Source organism: Ruegeria sp. HKCCA0370, from assembly GCF_013033705.1.
In the GTDB taxonomy this organism is placed as follows: Bacteria; Pseudomonadota; Alphaproteobacteria; order Rhodobacterales; family Rhodobacteraceae; genus Ruegeria.
On sequence record NZ_WQEP01000001.1, the window covers coordinates 593,548 to 608,017 of the forward strand.

Genomic DNA, 14,470 nt, shown 5'->3' on the forward strand with positions numbered 1-14,470 from the left:
AATCGCCGAAGTAGCAGGCAGATTGTCAGGGGCGGGTGTCGTATCGGAATTGTCGCAGCAGGAAACCAAGCACAGGGGTTGCGCCTCACGTCAGGCATGGCACTTTAGGGTCTATTCATTTGGTCAAGCCCTCATGCCAACTTCGTCCACGCTGCGTATCGCAAGCTACAACATTCAGAAATGCGTCGGGTTGGATTTCCGGCGTCAACCCCACCGTATTCTGCAAGTCATCGAAAACATGAAAGCGGATATCGTGGTGTTGCAGGAGGCCGACAAGCGCCTGCCGCCCCGTCCGGCCGCGCTGCCGCATTTCATGTTGGACGAGGCGGGATGGCAGATCGTCGATCTGGGCGGCGCGGGAAGTCTGGGCTGGCACGGCAACGCGGTGATCTGGCGCGGAGAGGGGATCTCGGTCCGCCGAAAAGGGCATCACGAGTTGCCGGGGCTGGAGCCGCGCGGGGCGGTTCGGGTCGAGTTCGACACCCATATCGGGCCATTGCGCGTGATGGGTATGCATCTGGGACTGCTGCCAGCGTCGCGGCGACAGCAGATTTTACACATTCGGCGGGACGATTGGGACATGGACCAGATGCCGACTGTTTGGGCCGGTGACTTCAACGAGTGGTCACGTCAGCCAGTTCTGGATCATCTGGTCCCCGAAATGCGGTTTCTGCCCCCCAGACCAAGTTTTCCCGCCGCGCAGCCTTTGGGCGCGCTGGATCGGATCGCGCTGGGCAGCGGAATACAGGCCGTGGCGCACGGTGTTCACGACACACGTCCCGCGCATATCGCATCTGATCACCTGCCGGTCTGGGCCGATCTGACGCGCGCCAGATCAGAAGGTCGCAAAAGGTGAAATCCCTGTAGCGAAACCTGCGCAGACATATTAAGACAGACACCCGAGCAAGTCTGAGGGGCATCATGTCGGAAACGATTATTGGGCGTTGTGAAGCCAAGGGGCTGCGCATGACCGGTCAAAGAAGGGTCATCGCGCAGGTGCTGGAACAGAGCGACGACCACCCGGATGTCGAGGAACTCTATGCGCGGGCGTCTGCCGTGGACAAAGGCATTTCCATTGCAACGGTCTATCGCACGGTCAAACTGTTCGAAGAGGCTGGTATTCTGGAACGCCTTGAGTTCGGCGACGGACGGGCCCGGTACGAGGACGCCGAGCGCGATCATCACGACCACCTGATCGACATGCAGTCAGGAGAGGTAATTGAATTCGTCGACCCCGAGATCGAAGCCCTGCAGGAAAGAATCGCCGCGAAGCTTGGGTACAAGCTGAAGGGGCACCGGTTGGAGCTGTATGGCGTCCCGCTGGAAAAGGACTGACCCATCACGAAACGCGATTGATGCCCTCACTTTAATTCATCAGGCGTGACGGGAATTGTCTTGCCAGATGCCGTTGGTTGAGGTTGTTGTGCATCTACAGGCACCAGATGTGCCCTTTCCAACGGACGCGCAAATGAACAACGTAAACGGCATCCTGCTGCTCATCGGGTCGATGGCGGCCTTTGCACTTGAGGACATGTTCATCAAGCTCCTGTCCGGCTCTGTGCCGACAGGGCAGATCATGGTGTTTCTGGGCGTGTTTTGCGGGCTCGTGTTCGCCACGATGTCAGTGGTCACCCGCAAGCGGATCCTTGACCCCGTGGCATGGAAAACCCTGCCATTGATCCGCGCAGCGACCGAAGGCTTTGGCGCGGTGGCGTTCGTGACGGCGTTGTCTCTGATCGACCTGTCCACCGTTGCGGCCGTGTTTCAGGCCATGCCGCTGGTCGTCACCATGGGGGCGGCCCTGTTTCTTGGAGAGCAGGTCGGCTGGCGTCGCTGGAGCGCGATCGGTGTCGGCTTTGTCGGTGTTCTGATGATCATCCGCCCGGGGATAGAAGGTTTTCGGCCCGAATCTCTTTTTGTGGTGTTGTCCGTGGTCGCCATTGCGGCGCGCGATCTGATTACCCGCAAGCTGGACCCACGCGTGGCTTCATCCGTTGTTGCGATGCAGGCCTATATTGCGGTGGCTTTGGCCGGCCTGGTTCTGATGGTCATGTCCGGGGCATCCTTCGTGCCGGTTCAAGCCGGTCAAACGGGCCCTTATGCGGGGGCGATCGGATTTGGCGTTCTGGGGTATTACGGCATTGTCACTGCGATGAGAGTGGGCGAAGCCTCGGCCCTGATGCCGTTCCGGTACACGCGTCTGGTGTTTTCGATCCTCGCTGGAATGCTGGTGTTCGGTGAACGTCCTGATGTGCTGACACTGGCGGGGGCGACCCTGATCATCGGTTCGGGCCTTTATACCTTTGTCCGCGAACGGCGTCTGGCGCGCGAATTGGCCCCTGCCTGACCCTGTTGGCGCAAACAGCGGACTGTTAGCCCTAAATGTCCCGCAATATGCGTGTTAGCGTTAACGGAACCGGTTTACTTTTGGCCGGTTGCTGCTATGACGCGTGCAACCGACCGCAGTCACAGGAACAGGCTTCATGAGCACCATCATCGACATCCACGCACGCGAAATTCTGGACAGCCGGGGCAACCCGACGGTCGAAGTTGACGTGATTCTGGAAGACGGCACCATGGGCCGCGCGGCCGTGCCCTCGGGCGCGTCAACCGGTGCCTATGAGGCGGTAGAAAAGCGCGATGGCGACAAGGCGCGCTATATGGGCAAAGGCGTTCTGGAAGCCGTTGCCGCCGTGAACGGCGAGATTGCCGAAGAACTGGTGGGCTTTGACGCGACCGAGCAGGTGGCCATTGACCAGGCCATGATCGAGCTGGACGGCACCGAGAACAAAGGCCGTCTGGGCGCAAACGCGATTCTGGGTGTCTCGCTGGCCACGGCGAAGGCAGCGGCGGATTTCACCACCCAGCCGCTTTATCGTTATGTGGGCGGCACCTCGGCGCGGGTTCTGCCGGTTCCAATGATGAACATCATCAACGGCGGCGAGCATGCCGACAACCCGATCGACATTCAGGAATTCATGATCATGCCGACCGCCGCCGCGAACATTCGCGAAGCGGTGCGCATGGGGTCCGAGGTGTTTCACACGCTGAAAAAGGAACTGTCAGGCGCGGGTCTGGCGACCGGTGTGGGTGACGAGGGCGGTTTCGCCCCCAACATCGCCTCGACCCGTGAAGCATTGGATTTCATTCTGAAATCCATCGAAAAAGCAGGTTACAAGCCGGGTGAGGAAATCCACCTGGCGCTGGATTGCGCGGCAACCGAGTATCACAAAGACGGCAAATACGTTCTTTCGGGTGAGGGCACGAGCCTGACCTCGGACGAGAACGCGGCTTATCTGGCAGCGCTGGTCAATGACTATCCGATCATCTCGATCGAAGACGGCATGTCCGAAGATGACTGGGAGGGTTGGAAAGCGCTGACCGACGCCATCGGTGACAAGGTGCAACTGGTGGGTGATGACCTGTTCGTGACCAACCCTGTGCGTCTGGCCGAAGGGATCGAGCGCGGCTGTGCGAACTCGATGCTGGTCAAGGTGAACCAGATCGGCTCGCTGACGGAAACCCTGCGCGCCGTCGATATGGCGCACCGCGCGCGCTACACCAACGTGATGTCGCACCGTTCAGGCGAGACCGAGGACGCCACCATTGCCGATCTGGCCGTGGCGACCAATTGTGGTCAGATCAAAACCGGCTCGCTTGCGCGATCGGACCGGTTGGCGAAATACAACCAGTTGATCCGGATCGAGGAGTCGCTGGGTGAAGTGGCCGAATACGCCGGCGCGTCGATCCTGAAATAAGCATGGAATGGGGGCCAACGGCCCCCTTTTTCAAAGTGCGGGTCTCTGATCCACCAAGCGGTCGTTCCGCTGCACGTGCCGCAATCCGCGTGACGGATCAATTGGTGCTGTTGACCCTTCGGAACTCTTGGATCCAAGCGATTCTTGGGCCCTGAACCGGCGTCTTCCGGACGATCGCGGTATAGGTTGCGGCGGGAAACACGGCTTCAGGTGTTATCCACCCTTGATTGAACCTTTCTGGTTCGATCCTTCTTTGGGTTTTAAATTGCCGGGCCTGCTTGCAGTTGAAGTTGAAAGTTTTCAAGAAATCTTCGATCTTTTCGCGAAAGAGGTGTGATCCGGATTACGCAATCATTTCAATGGTTTTTGTTTCGCAGGCGTATTGCAATGGCCCTTTTGTATCAAAAAAGAATGCAAAAATCACATTATGTGTGAACTTGTTACTAAGTAAATCACAGGCACGTGATCTAATCTGGATGCATTGCAGAAAGGAGACCACGATGTCTGTATCCAAATTCCTTCTGGTAATCGCAGCAGCTTCCGTCACAGTTCTTTCCGCCTGCGCGGGTCCGGGAACCTACCCAATTACCGGAGACCCGGTCTCGGCGAATGACCCGGTACAGGACATGAACCCGGCCAATATCTTCCGCGGCGAGTCTCGTTAAAGCAACTTGCTCATCAGCATATATCTGTCGCGTGGTTTGAACCCGGTGCGCAGATAGATTTTCTGAGCGGCTTCGTTGTGTCGGTCGACTTCCAGATGAAGGGCAGTCAGCCCGGCTTCGGACAAAGCTTTGGGCAGTGCCAGCAGAACTTCGGTCGCGATGCCGCGGCCGCGAACAGCGGGTCGGATATAGATTTCGTCCACGAAACCGTCCATCCCGCCGAATTCGACGGACCAGCCGAAGGTCAAAATGATGTAGCCCAACGGCGCCCGTCCGGGGCCGATCAAATAGACACAGCCATGGGGAATACCCTCGAGCAGGGGTGTCAGAGCATTTCGGGTCTGGTCCGGGTCTTGCGTCAATCCGGCCTCGGTATGGAAGGCGGTGACCAGTGCCATCAGACGATCCAGGTCTTCGGGGCGCGCCAGGCGCAGGGCGGCGCTCATAATCTGGCCAGCCTTTCCGTCAAAAGATTGAAGAAGCCGTCGGCGTCGATTTCCCCAATGAACAGCGCATTGGGCGCGCGGTCGGTTACGCCCCACCAATCGGCGACGGTCATGCCCATTGTCAGCTCGGACTGGGTTTCAATCTCGACATTCACATGACGGCCTGAAAACAGCTCGGGCCGGATCAGATAGGCGGTCACGCAAGGGTCGTGCAAAGGCGCACCCGCGCTGCCGTATTTTTCCTTGTCGAACCTCTCAAAAAAATCGGTCATCGCGGCGACAGCGATTCCGACTTTGTTTCCCAGAGCACGGAAAGCATCGTTGCGGGGTTTGGTGACCAGCGCCTTATGCGTGACATCCAACGGCATGACCACAATCGGCCTTCCGGATTTGAAAACGATATCAGAAGCTTCCGGGTCGACATTAATGTTGAACTCTGCTGTTGGAGTGATGTTCCCAACCTCGAAATACGCCCCGCCCATCAGAACGATTTCCTGCACCCGATCAACAATATCAGGGGCTTTGTTGAATGCGGTCGCGATATTCGTCAGAGGCCCCAGCGGGCAAAGGGTTACCGTACCCGGTTCTTCAGCGCGCAGGGTGTCGATGATGAAATCCACCGCGTGGCCCTCGGCCAAAGGCATCTGCGGATCGGGCAGGTCCGGGCCATCCAGACCTGTCTTGCCATGCACATGCTCGGCCGTGACAAGGGGGCGGTTCAACGGTCTGTCGCAGCCCGCGTAAACGGGTATGTCAGTCCGTCCCGCCAGTTCGCACACGATCCGAGCGTTCTTGGCGGTCAATTCCAGGGGCACGTTGCCTGCGACCGCCGTGATGCCAAGAACCTCGATGTCCTCCGGGCTGGCCAGCGCCAGCAGGATGGCGACGGCATCGTCCTGTCCGGGATCAGTGTCGATGATGATCTTGCGAGGGGGCATGGGCGTCTCCGGTGGTCGTGAAGGTGGGACACTCGCAAGTGTCGGGTGCCTTGTCTACCCGTTTCTGGGTGCGGCTATGACTTCAACCGGCGGGAGTTTGCCGTTGGCGCGATGCTCTTCGGTTTTGACCTCGTCCCAGAGCGCATCCATCTCGGTCAGGTCGCTTTGCGAGGGGGTCTTTCCCCGTTCGGCCAGCCGGGCCTCGACCTGTTCAAAGCGACGGGTGAACTTGGCATTGGTGCGGCGCAGGGCGGCCTCGGGCTCGATGCCCAGATGGCGGCCAAGGTTGACGATGACGAACAGCAGATCGCCGAATTCGTCCTCAAGCGCGTCGGCATCCATGCTGTCGCGGGCCTCTTCCAGTTCGGCGGCCTCTTCGGTGATCTTGGCCAGCACGTGGCTGGCATCTGGCCAGTCGAATCCCACGCGGGCGGCGCGTTGCTGCAGCTTGTGGGCGCGTAACAGTGCGGGCAGGTTGGCGGCGACACCGTCGAGTGCGCCTTTCTGTTCCTTGCCTGCGCGTTCGGCGGCTTTGATCGTTTCCCAATCCTTTGTCTGTTGATCGGCGGATTTATCGCGGGATTCGTCGCCGAACACGTGTGGATGACGGGCGACCATCTTGTCGGACATGGTACGAACGACGTCCTGAAAGGTGAAATGCCCGGCTTCCTCAGCCATTTGCGCGTGGAATACGGATTGGAACAGCAGGTCGCCCAGCTCTCCCTTCAGCTCGTCATAAGCCTCGCGCTCAATGGCGTCTGCGACCTCATAGGCTTCTTCGATCGTGTAGGGGGCGATGGTGGAGAAATCCTGTTCGATATCCCACGGGCAGCCCGATTGCGGGTCGCGCAGGCGGCGCATGATTTCTAGTAGACGCTCGATTCCGGCGTCTGGATCATGGATCAGCGGATTTTCAGCCATTGCGAAGCCCCTTGTTCCGGTGTCTGATGCAGACATCCCGCAGCTTGGATCAGGAGTCCACCCCATATGCCTGTTGTGAACCGAATTGCCGATTTCGCCGCCGATATGGCCAAGTGGCGCCAGCACCTGCATACGATCCCCGAGTTGGAGTTCGAATGCTACGAGACCGCCGCCTTTGTGGCCGAGCGTCTGCGCGAGTTCGGAGTGGATGAGTTGCATGAAGGGATCGCCAAGACCGGTATGGTCGCCATCATCAATGGGCAAGGGGAGGGCCCGACCATTGGCCTGCGTGCCGATATGGATGCGCTGCCGATAACCGAAGAAACAGGCGTCGAATATGCATCGAAGAATCCCGGAAGGATGCATGCCTGCGGGCATGACGGGCACACCACAATGTTGCTGGGCGCGGCACGGTATCTGGCCGAGACGCGAAATTTCCGCGGCCGCGTGGCCCTGATCTTTCAACCGGCCGAGGAAGAAGGCGGCGGCGCGGGCGTGATGGTCGAAGAAGGCATCATGGAGCGGTTCGATATCTCTGAGGTCTATGGAATACACAATGATCCGGGAAACCCGGAAGGTACGTTCCATACCACGCCGGGACCGATCATGGCGGCGGTGGATACGTTCGAGATTCATATTCAAGGGGTCGGCGGCCATGGCGCCATGCCGCATCAGACCCGCGACCCGGTCATGGCGGCCTGCGGCATTGCGCAGGCAATCCAGACCATTGTAAGCCGCAACCACTATGCGGTGGAAGACCTGGTTGTTTCGGTCACCCAGATCCACGCCGGAACGGTGAACAACGTGATCCCTGATACTGCCTATTTGAACGGAACCGTGCGGACCTTTGATCCTTCTGTACAGAAGATGGTGATGGAGCGGATGGAGCAGATCGTGCAGGGGCAGGCCGCGTCTTACGGTGTAGAGGCACGGCTGGAATATCAGGTGGGATATCCGGCGACGATCAACGATGCTGAAAAGGCTGCCTTTGCCGCGGCCGTCGCGCGCGAAGTGTCGGGGCCTGAGCGGGTGGTCGACACTATGGGCCGCGACATGGGGGCCGAGGATTTTTCATACATGTTGCAGTCGCGGCCGGGGGCCTATCTGTTCCTGGGTCAGGGTGAGGGTGCCGGGCTGCATCATCCGAAATACAACTTCAATGACGATATCGCGCCGGTGGGGGCATCGTTCTTCGCTCGGATCGTGGAAAAGGCGCAGCCGTTGGGCTGATGGGGGAGCGAAATGGCACTGGAAGACGCGAAAAACCAGGTGGATGAGGCATTCACCAATCCGGACCTCAAAGGACTGTCCTACGAAAACACCTTTGGCGGGGCGACCTCGTTTCTGCGCCGGCTGTACACCAAGGACCTGACCGGTGCCGACATCGCCGTGACCGGCGTGCCGTTTGATCAGGCGGTGACCAACCGCCCGGGCACCCGTCTTGGCCCGCGTGCGATCCGCGAGGCCAGTGCGCTGCAATCTCCCGATGCGCCTTATGGCTGGCCCTTCGATGCGCTGAGCGAGCTGGCGATCATCGACTACGGCGACATGGCCTATGACTATGCCAATATCCCCGCCTTTCCAGACACGCTGACCGACCATATCCGCACCATTCTGGCGGCGGATGTGGCCTCAGTTACGCTGGGGGGCGATCACTATATCAGCTTTCCGATCCTCAAGGCCTATGCCGAGAAATACGGGCCGATGTCGCTGTTGCAGTTCGATGCCCATACCGACACCTGGGCCGACGACGACATGAGCCGGGTGGACCACGGCACCATGTTCTACAAGGCGGTGAAGTCGGGGATCGTGGATCCGAAACGCTCGGTCCAGGTGGGGATCCGCACCACCAACGAGGACACGCTGGGCGTCAACATCATCGACGCGCGCGAGGTCTACGAATCCGGCCCCGCTGCTGTGGCGCAGAAGATCAAGGGCATTCTGGGCGACAGCCCGGTCTACCTGAGCTTTGACATCGACGGTCTGGACCCGGCCTTTGCACCGGGCACGGGGACACCGGTCTGGGGTGGTTTGAGCTCCATTCAGGCGCAGATCATCCTGCGCGACATCGCCGGGATCAACATCAAGGGCGGCGACGTTGTCGAGGTGTCTCCGCCGTTCGATACATCCGGCGCCACGGCGATTGCGGGGGCGCATGTGGCGACGCAGATCGTCTGCCTGTTGGGGTGGAACAAGCTGGCAAAAACATAACCGTTTGGATGCGTATTAACCATTGGTTAGCCATACTTCCGGTATGTGCTGGGTAAAGAAAGTTGAAGGGATGGGGATACAACGCGCATGACTGAATTCAATCAACCGGTCAGCGGCAATGATCTGGCGCGGTTCTCGGGGCCGAATACGTTTATGCGCCTGCCCCAGGCTGCCTCGTTGGCGGGGCTGGATGTGGCGGTTCTGGGGATTCCGATGGATATCGGCACCTCGTGGCGATCGGGCACCCGGTTCGGACCCAAACAGATCCGCAGCGAAAGCGCGATGATAAGGCCCTACAACATGGCCACCTCGGCGGCTCCGTTCGACAGCTTGCAAATCTCCGACATCGGGGATCTGGCGATCAACACCTTTTCGCTTGCGGACAGCCTGAGGATCATCAAGGAAAGCTATGATGCAATCCTGGCAAAGAACGTGACCCCGGTGGCGATGGGGGGCGATCATTCGATCACCCTGCCGATCCTGCGGGCCATTGCGGCAAAGCATGGACCGGTGGCTCTGGTGCATGTGGATGCCCATGCGGATGTGAATGACGAGATGTTCGGCGAGAAGGAGACCCACGGAACCGTCTTCCGCCGCGCCTATGAAGAGGGGCTGATTGTCCCCGACAAGACCTTTCAGATCGGCATTCGCGGATCGGGCTATGCGGCTTCGGATTTCACCGAAGCCAGGGATTGGGGCTTCCGCCAGTTCCCGGCCTGTGAGTTGTGGCAGCAGAATCTGACGCAGATAGGCTCTCAGATCCGCAAGATCATCGGGGATCATCCGGTCTATGTCACCTATGACATCGACAGCCTGGACCCGGCCTTTGCACCGGGCACGGGTACGCCAGAGATTGCCGGGCTGACTACGCCGCAGGCGCTGCAACTGATCCACGCGTTGCAGGGTGTGAATGTAGTGGGGTGTGATCTGGTCGAGGTTTCACCTCCATATGACCCGTCCGGCAACACGGCCCTGACGGCAGCCAACCTGATCTACGAGATGCTGTGCATCCTGCCGGGGGTGACGTTACGGTAAACCGGCCCGGAACGGCTTGCCCCGGCGCTTGATCCGCATAGGGTTTCTGCAAGAGGGTAAAGCGGGATGAAAAAGATGGTTCTGTGGGCAGTAATCGCGCTGGTGCTTGGGCTGGGCGCTTACATCCGGCTGGCCCCATCTGCGCCGGCCCAATGGCATATTGCACCGGTTGCAGAGGTTGATCAGGACTTGCCGGGTGGCGTTCTGCGCGTTGTTGCAACCGGCCCGGAAGGGTTGCAAAAGCTCGATCGGATCGCCCGCGCCACGCCGCGTACCTCGGTTTTGGCAGGTTCGGTCGATGAGGGCATGATCACCTATGTCACCCGCACGAAATGGATCGGTTTTCCCGACTATACCACTGTTCAGCAGGACGGCGACACGCTGCGCATCCATGGCCGTTTGCGGTTTGGGCGCAGGGATTTCGGTGTGAACAAGGCACGGGTTGATGGGTGGTTGGAGCAGATGTAACTGTTCTACCGGCGCTCAGGACGCCTCATCCTGTTCAAAGTGATCAACAGGATCGCTCTGCAACCCGGACGATAAACACCCTTCCTGCACCTCGCGCCACATGGGCACGTTCAGGGACATCTGACATTGCGCCGTGAACATTCGGCCGTCGACTTGCAGGCAGATCATCTCACCCAATTCGATGCGGGACCCGGATGTGTCGGTGCAATAGCAATCGCGGGTCTTGCCGTCGGGGCCGATGTAATCGGCGAAAACCGGCGTGGACGTCAGCAAAAGGGCAAGCAAAATCCGTTTCATGACGGCAAGCTTAGCATGACGTGGCCCTTGACCAAAGCCCCCGGATGATAGACACCGCCGGGATGATCCCCGAAGAACGACTTGAACAGATCACCCAGCGTTTCCAATACCTCGAAGCAGCCATGGCGGATGGCGCATCGGGCGGCGATATTGCGGCGTTGGCCAAGGAGTATTCCGACCTCAAACCCGTGGTCGATCAGATCATGGCCTGGCGCCAGCTGGTGGCAGATCTGACTGAGGCCGAGGCGATGCTGGCCGACCCGGATATGAAAGAGTTGGCCGAAGAGGAAATTCCGGACCTGCAATCACGCATCCCCGAAGCGGAACACGCGCTGCAACTGGCGCTGCTGCCAAAGGATGCGGCGGATGCGCGGCCGGCGATGCTGGAAATTCGCCCCGGTACCGGCGGGGACGAGGCCGCTTTGTTCGCGGGCGATCTGTTGCGTATGTATCAACGCTATGCCGAGGCCCACGGGTGGCAGTTCGAGATCATCGAAGAACAGGCTTCTGATCTGGGCGGGATCAAAGAGGTGGTGGCCCATATCAAGGGCGACAACGTCTTTGCCCGGCTGAAATACGAATCCGGTGTGCACCGTGTGCAGCGCGTACCCGAAACCGAAAGCGGCGGGCGGATTCATACCTCGGCGGCGACCGTGGCGGTTTTGCCCGAGGCCGAGGATGTCGACATCCAGATAGACGCCAATGACATCCGTATCGACACGATGCGCAGTTCCGGCGCAGGCGGGCAGCACGTGAACACCACCGACTCGGCGGTGCGGATCACGCATATTCCGACGGGCTTGGTGGTAACAAGCTCCGAGAAGTCCCAGCATCGCAACCGCGAGATCGCCATGCAGGTGCTGAAAACGCGGCTTTATGACCTCGAGCGGCAGCGGATCGACAGCGAACGCTCAGCGGATCGCGCCAGCCAGGTGGGATCGGGGGATCGTTCGGAACGCATTCGCACCTACAATTTCCCACAGGGGCGGATGACGGATCACCGGATCAACCTGACGCTTTATAAACTGGATCAGGTGATGCAGGGGGATCTGGACGAAGTGATTGACGCCCTGACGGCGGATGATCAGGCCCGGTTGCTGGCCGAGATGGCGCAATGACGGGGGTGCAGACGGCTGCGCAGGCCATGGTGGCCGCAACCGCGCGCTTGAGGGCCGCGGGCGTGGATGACCCGGCGCGGGATGCGCGCCTGTTGTTGGCCCATGCCGCACGGATAGAAGCCAGCCGGGTGACACTGATTGCCCCGGAAGAATTGCAGCCCGAAATCGCGGAACGCTATGACCAGTTGGTTTCCCTGCGCGCCATTCGGGTGCCGGTGTCTCATCTGCTGGGCGAACGCGAGTTCTATGGGCGCAGGTTTCGCGTCAGTTCGGATGTTTTGGATCCGCGCCCCGAGACGGAAACCCTGATCGAGGCCGCACTGAGCGAACCCTTTGACCATGTTTTGGACCTCGGCGTCGGGTCGGGCTGCATTCTGATTACACTGCTTGCGGAACGCACCAGCGCTTCGGGCCTTGGGGCCGACCTGAGCGAAGCCGCCTGTCTTCAGGCCAGCGCCAATGCTGTGCTCCACCAGGTACAGGGGCGGGTAGAGATCGTGCAGTCAAACTGGTTTGAAAACATTGAGGGTCAGTTTGACCTGATTGTTTCCAATCCGCCGTATATTTCCGTAACCGAAATGGCGAAACTTTCGCCCGAAGTGCGGGAGCATGAGCCGCGCATGGCGCTGACCGATGAAGGGGACGGGCTGGGCGCGTATCGGCAGATTGCGGCCTCGGCCCCGGATTACCTGCTGCCAGGCGGGCGAATACTTGTGGAAATTGGCCCGACACAGGCAAATCTGGTGTCTGCCTTGTTTGATGCGGCGGGTTTGGTGGATATTCGCGTAATCCCCGATCTGGACGGGCGTGACCGGGTTGTCGGCGCGAAGATGCCGGGTTGAAACTGTTGTCTGAGGCCAAAAAATGCTGCCCCGAGTAAAAAAGCGTGTGAAAATTCGAGATTCCTCTTGTCTGCACGGTCAGGACATGTTTACTCAGGATTAGTCGGCGAGGTTGACGCTGTTGCAGCGCACCCCTGACGCCAAGCCCAAAAAGTCGACGTCCCGTCACAGCAAACGCCTCAGAGCAGTGCAAAAAGCGGGTTGAGCGACAGCGCATTGATAAGGCTGACGTAAAGTAAGATGAGATCTTCCAAATCCCGCTCGCGGGCCAAGAACAACCGCAATCGTCCTTCCGGCGGTAACGTCGTAAACCGGGTTTTTGACAGCTCGGGTCCTGAAGGCAAAGTGCGTGGCACGCCACAGCAGATCATTGACAAATATAATCAGCTGGCGCGTGACGCTCAGTTGGCAAACGACCGCGTCGCTGCGGAAAACTTCCAGCAGCATGCGGAACATTATCTGCGCATGCTGAGTGAGGCGCAGCGCGAGATTGAAGCGCGCCGCGAAGAGCAGGAGCGCCAGAACCGCGAACGCCAGGCCGAGCGTGATCGTGAGCGCGCTGAACGACAGGAACGCGAAGCGGCCCGACAGGCCGATCCCGCTGAAGCGCCTCAGCCGGACGTGATGGATTTCGCCGCACCGGATGCTGCTCCGGAAAGCGGGCTGGTCGAGACACCGGAAAGCAAGGGCGCCGAAGCTCCTGCGCCGGAAAAGAAGGAAAAGCCTGCGCGCAAACCACGGGCGCGCAAGCCCAAACCGGCACCCGCGGCCGAAGATGCACCCAAAACGGATGGTGACGCACCGGAAGCGGCTGAATAAAGCCGGCATCAGAAATTGCAAAGCCCCGAGGTCAAGCCTCGGGGCTTTTTTGTGATCAGGGGTTCTGGACTTCGCGCGCCAGGGCACAGAACGCTTCAAGCGGAACCTGCTCGGCCCGTTCAGTGGGCTGGATACCCGCGGCCCGCAAGCGATCCTCGATATCAGGGGCGATGCCTTTCAGAGACGCTCGCAGCATTTTGCGGCGTTGATTGAAGGCAGAGGCCACCACACGCGACAGGGTCGCGGCGTCAGCAGGATAGCGCGGTTCGGGCAGGGCGGTCAGGTGGACCACCGCACTGGAGACTTTGGGCGGCGGGGTGAAGGCGCCGGGGGGCAGGGACATGGCGATGCGCGCCTCGGCCCGCCATTGGGCAAGAATGGCGAGGCGGCCATACGCCTTGCTGCCCGGCCGGGCCACGATGCGTTCGGCCACTTCGCGTTGGAACATCAGCGTCAGGCTCTGCCAGAAAGGTGGCCATTCCGGGGGTGTCAGCCAGCGTACCAGCAGTTCTGTGCCGACGTTGTATGGAAGGTTGGCCGCGATGCGGATTGGCGGGGTCAGGTGTTCCAGCGGGTTGATCTCGAGCGCGTCACCATTGATGACCTCCAGCCTTCCGGGATAGGCGGCGGCGATATCGTTCAGGGCGGCGATGCAACGGGTGTCTTTTTCGACCGCCACGACCTTGCGTGCGCCTTCGGACAGGAGCCCTCGGGTGAGGCCACCAGGACCGGGGCCGATTTCCAGTACGTCGCAGTCTGCAAGATCGCCAGCCTGACGGGCGATTTTGGCGGTCAGGTTGAGGTCCAGCAGGAAGTTCTGACCCAAGGATTTGCGCGCCGAGAGTTGATGTGTGGCGATGACCTCGCGCAGAGGGGGGAGATTGTCGATAGCACTCATGATCCGATTACCGTGACGCAGGCCGCAGGGGCAGCGCCAGAAATTTTTTGCCTC

17 protein-coding genes are annotated in these 14,470 nt (G+C 59.9%); 12 read left to right on the forward strand and 5 right to left on the reverse strand.

Translation table 11 applies throughout. From position 1 onward, the window contains the following. Positions 1-133 precede the first annotated feature (133 nt). The 5 genes from GOW31_RS02990 to GOW31_RS03010 all read left to right on the forward strand — a co-directional run bounded on the left by GOW31_RS02990 (position 134) and on the right by GOW31_RS03010 (position 4,423). A complete protein-coding gene (locus GOW31_RS02990; RefSeq protein WP_171167783.1) occupies positions 134-856 on the forward strand; it encodes an endonuclease/exonuclease/phosphatase family protein in 723 nt (240 codons plus the stop codon). 65 nt (positions 857-921) lie between these two features. Then, positions 922-1,335 carry a Fur family transcriptional regulator gene (locus tag GOW31_RS02995; RefSeq protein WP_152458216.1) on the forward strand — a complete coding sequence of 138 codons (414 nt, stop codon included), beginning with the start codon at positions 922-924 and terminating at the stop codon, positions 1,333-1,335. A gap of 133 nt (positions 1,336-1,468) precedes the next feature. Next, positions 1,469-2,347, forward strand: coding sequence for a DMT family transporter (locus tag GOW31_RS03000; protein WP_171167785.1), 879 nt, complete (start codon positions 1,469-1,471; stop codon positions 2,345-2,347). A gap of 136 nt (positions 2,348-2,483) precedes the next feature. Continuing rightward, a complete protein-coding gene (eno, locus tag GOW31_RS03005; protein ID WP_171167787.1) occupies positions 2,484-3,758 on the forward strand; it encodes a phosphopyruvate hydratase in 1,275 nt (424 codons plus the stop codon). Positions 3,759-4,258: 500 nt separating this feature from the next. Next, a complete protein-coding gene (locus GOW31_RS03010) occupies positions 4,259-4,423 on the forward strand; it encodes a hypothetical protein (protein ID WP_171115544.1) in 165 nt (54 codons plus the stop codon). On the opposite strand, the gene GOW31_RS03015 is transcribed toward GOW31_RS03010, so the two are convergent. Genes GOW31_RS03015 through mazG form a run of 3 tightly spaced genes read right to left on the reverse strand, consistent with a single transcriptional unit; the run spans position 4,420 to position 6,728 of the window. Continuing rightward, positions 4,420-4,869 carry an N-acetyltransferase gene (locus tag GOW31_RS03015; protein WP_152458213.1) on the reverse strand — a complete coding sequence of 150 codons (450 nt, stop codon included), beginning with the start codon at positions 4,867-4,869 and terminating at the stop codon, positions 4,420-4,422. The two genes, GOW31_RS03010 and GOW31_RS03015, sit on opposite strands and share 4 nt — an antisense overlap. Continuing rightward, the gene (locus tag GOW31_RS03020) at positions 4,866-5,807 is read right to left on the reverse strand and encodes a nucleoside hydrolase (protein ID WP_171167789.1); all 942 of its coding nucleotides are present in this window, start codon (positions 5,805-5,807) and stop codon (positions 4,866-4,868) included. The genes GOW31_RS03015 and GOW31_RS03020 overlap by 4 nt, the downstream gene beginning before the upstream one ends. A 54-nt stretch (positions 5,808-5,861) precedes the next feature. Beyond that, positions 5,862-6,728: a nucleoside triphosphate pyrophosphohydrolase gene (mazG, locus tag GOW31_RS03025; RefSeq protein ID WP_171167791.1), complete on the reverse strand. Its 867-nt coding sequence runs from the start codon at positions 6,726-6,728 to the stop codon at positions 5,862-5,864. A gap of 66 nt (positions 6,729-6,794) precedes the next feature. Here mazG and GOW31_RS03030 point away from each other — a divergent pair, with 66 nt between their 5' ends. The 4 genes from GOW31_RS03030 (at position 6,795) to GOW31_RS03045 (ending at position 10,442) form a co-directional block, all read left to right on the forward strand. Then, positions 6,795-7,958: a M20 aminoacylase family protein gene (locus GOW31_RS03030; protein WP_171167794.1), complete on the forward strand. Its 1,164-nt coding sequence runs from the start codon at positions 6,795-6,797 to the stop codon at positions 7,956-7,958. Positions 7,959-7,970: 12 nt separating this feature from the next. Next, positions 7,971-8,939: an agmatinase gene (speB, locus tag GOW31_RS03035; protein ID WP_152458210.1), complete on the forward strand. Its 969-nt coding sequence runs from the start codon at positions 7,971-7,973 to the stop codon at positions 8,937-8,939. 87 nt (positions 8,940-9,026) lie between these two features. Beyond that, positions 9,027-9,974 carry an agmatinase gene (gene speB, locus GOW31_RS03040; RefSeq protein ID WP_171167796.1) on the forward strand — a complete coding sequence of 316 codons (948 nt, stop codon included), beginning with the start codon at positions 9,027-9,029 and terminating at the stop codon, positions 9,972-9,974. 66 nt (positions 9,975-10,040) lie between these two features. Next, a complete protein-coding gene (locus GOW31_RS03045; protein WP_171167798.1) occupies positions 10,041-10,442 on the forward strand; it encodes a DUF1499 domain-containing protein in 402 nt (133 codons plus the stop codon). A gap of 15 nt (positions 10,443-10,457) precedes the next feature. On the opposite strand, the gene GOW31_RS03050 is transcribed toward GOW31_RS03045, so the two are convergent. Next, entirely contained in the window at positions 10,458-10,739 is a 282-nt protein-coding gene (locus GOW31_RS03050) for a hypothetical protein (protein ID WP_152458207.1), read from the reverse strand. 62 nt (positions 10,740-10,801) lie between these two features. Here GOW31_RS03050 and prfA point away from each other — a divergent pair, with 62 nt between their 5' ends. From prfA to GOW31_RS03065, 3 genes are all read left to right on the forward strand, one after another. Continuing rightward, entirely contained in the window at positions 10,802-11,857 is a 1,056-nt protein-coding gene (gene prfA / locus GOW31_RS03055) for a peptide chain release factor 1 (protein ID WP_171116524.1), read from the forward strand. Next, positions 11,854-12,699, forward strand: coding sequence for a peptide chain release factor N(5)-glutamine methyltransferase (gene prmC, locus GOW31_RS03060; protein WP_171167800.1), 846 nt, complete (start codon positions 11,854-11,856; stop codon positions 12,697-12,699). The genes prfA and prmC overlap by 4 nt, the downstream gene beginning before the upstream one ends. 240 nt (positions 12,700-12,939) lie before the next feature. After that, positions 12,940-13,518, forward strand: a complete 579-nt coding sequence (locus GOW31_RS03065; protein WP_171167801.1) for a DUF4167 domain-containing protein — start codon at positions 12,940-12,942, stop codon at positions 13,516-13,518. Between the two features lie 55 nt (positions 13,519-13,573). Here the strand turns inward: GOW31_RS03065 and rsmA are convergent, their stop codons facing one another. Beyond that, positions 13,574-14,416, reverse strand: coding sequence for a 16S rRNA (adenine(1518)-N(6)/adenine(1519)-N(6))-dimethyltransferase RsmA (gene rsmA, locus GOW31_RS03070; protein ID WP_171167803.1), 843 nt, complete (start codon positions 14,414-14,416; stop codon positions 13,574-13,576). Between the last annotated feature and the right edge of the window lie 54 nt (positions 14,417-14,470).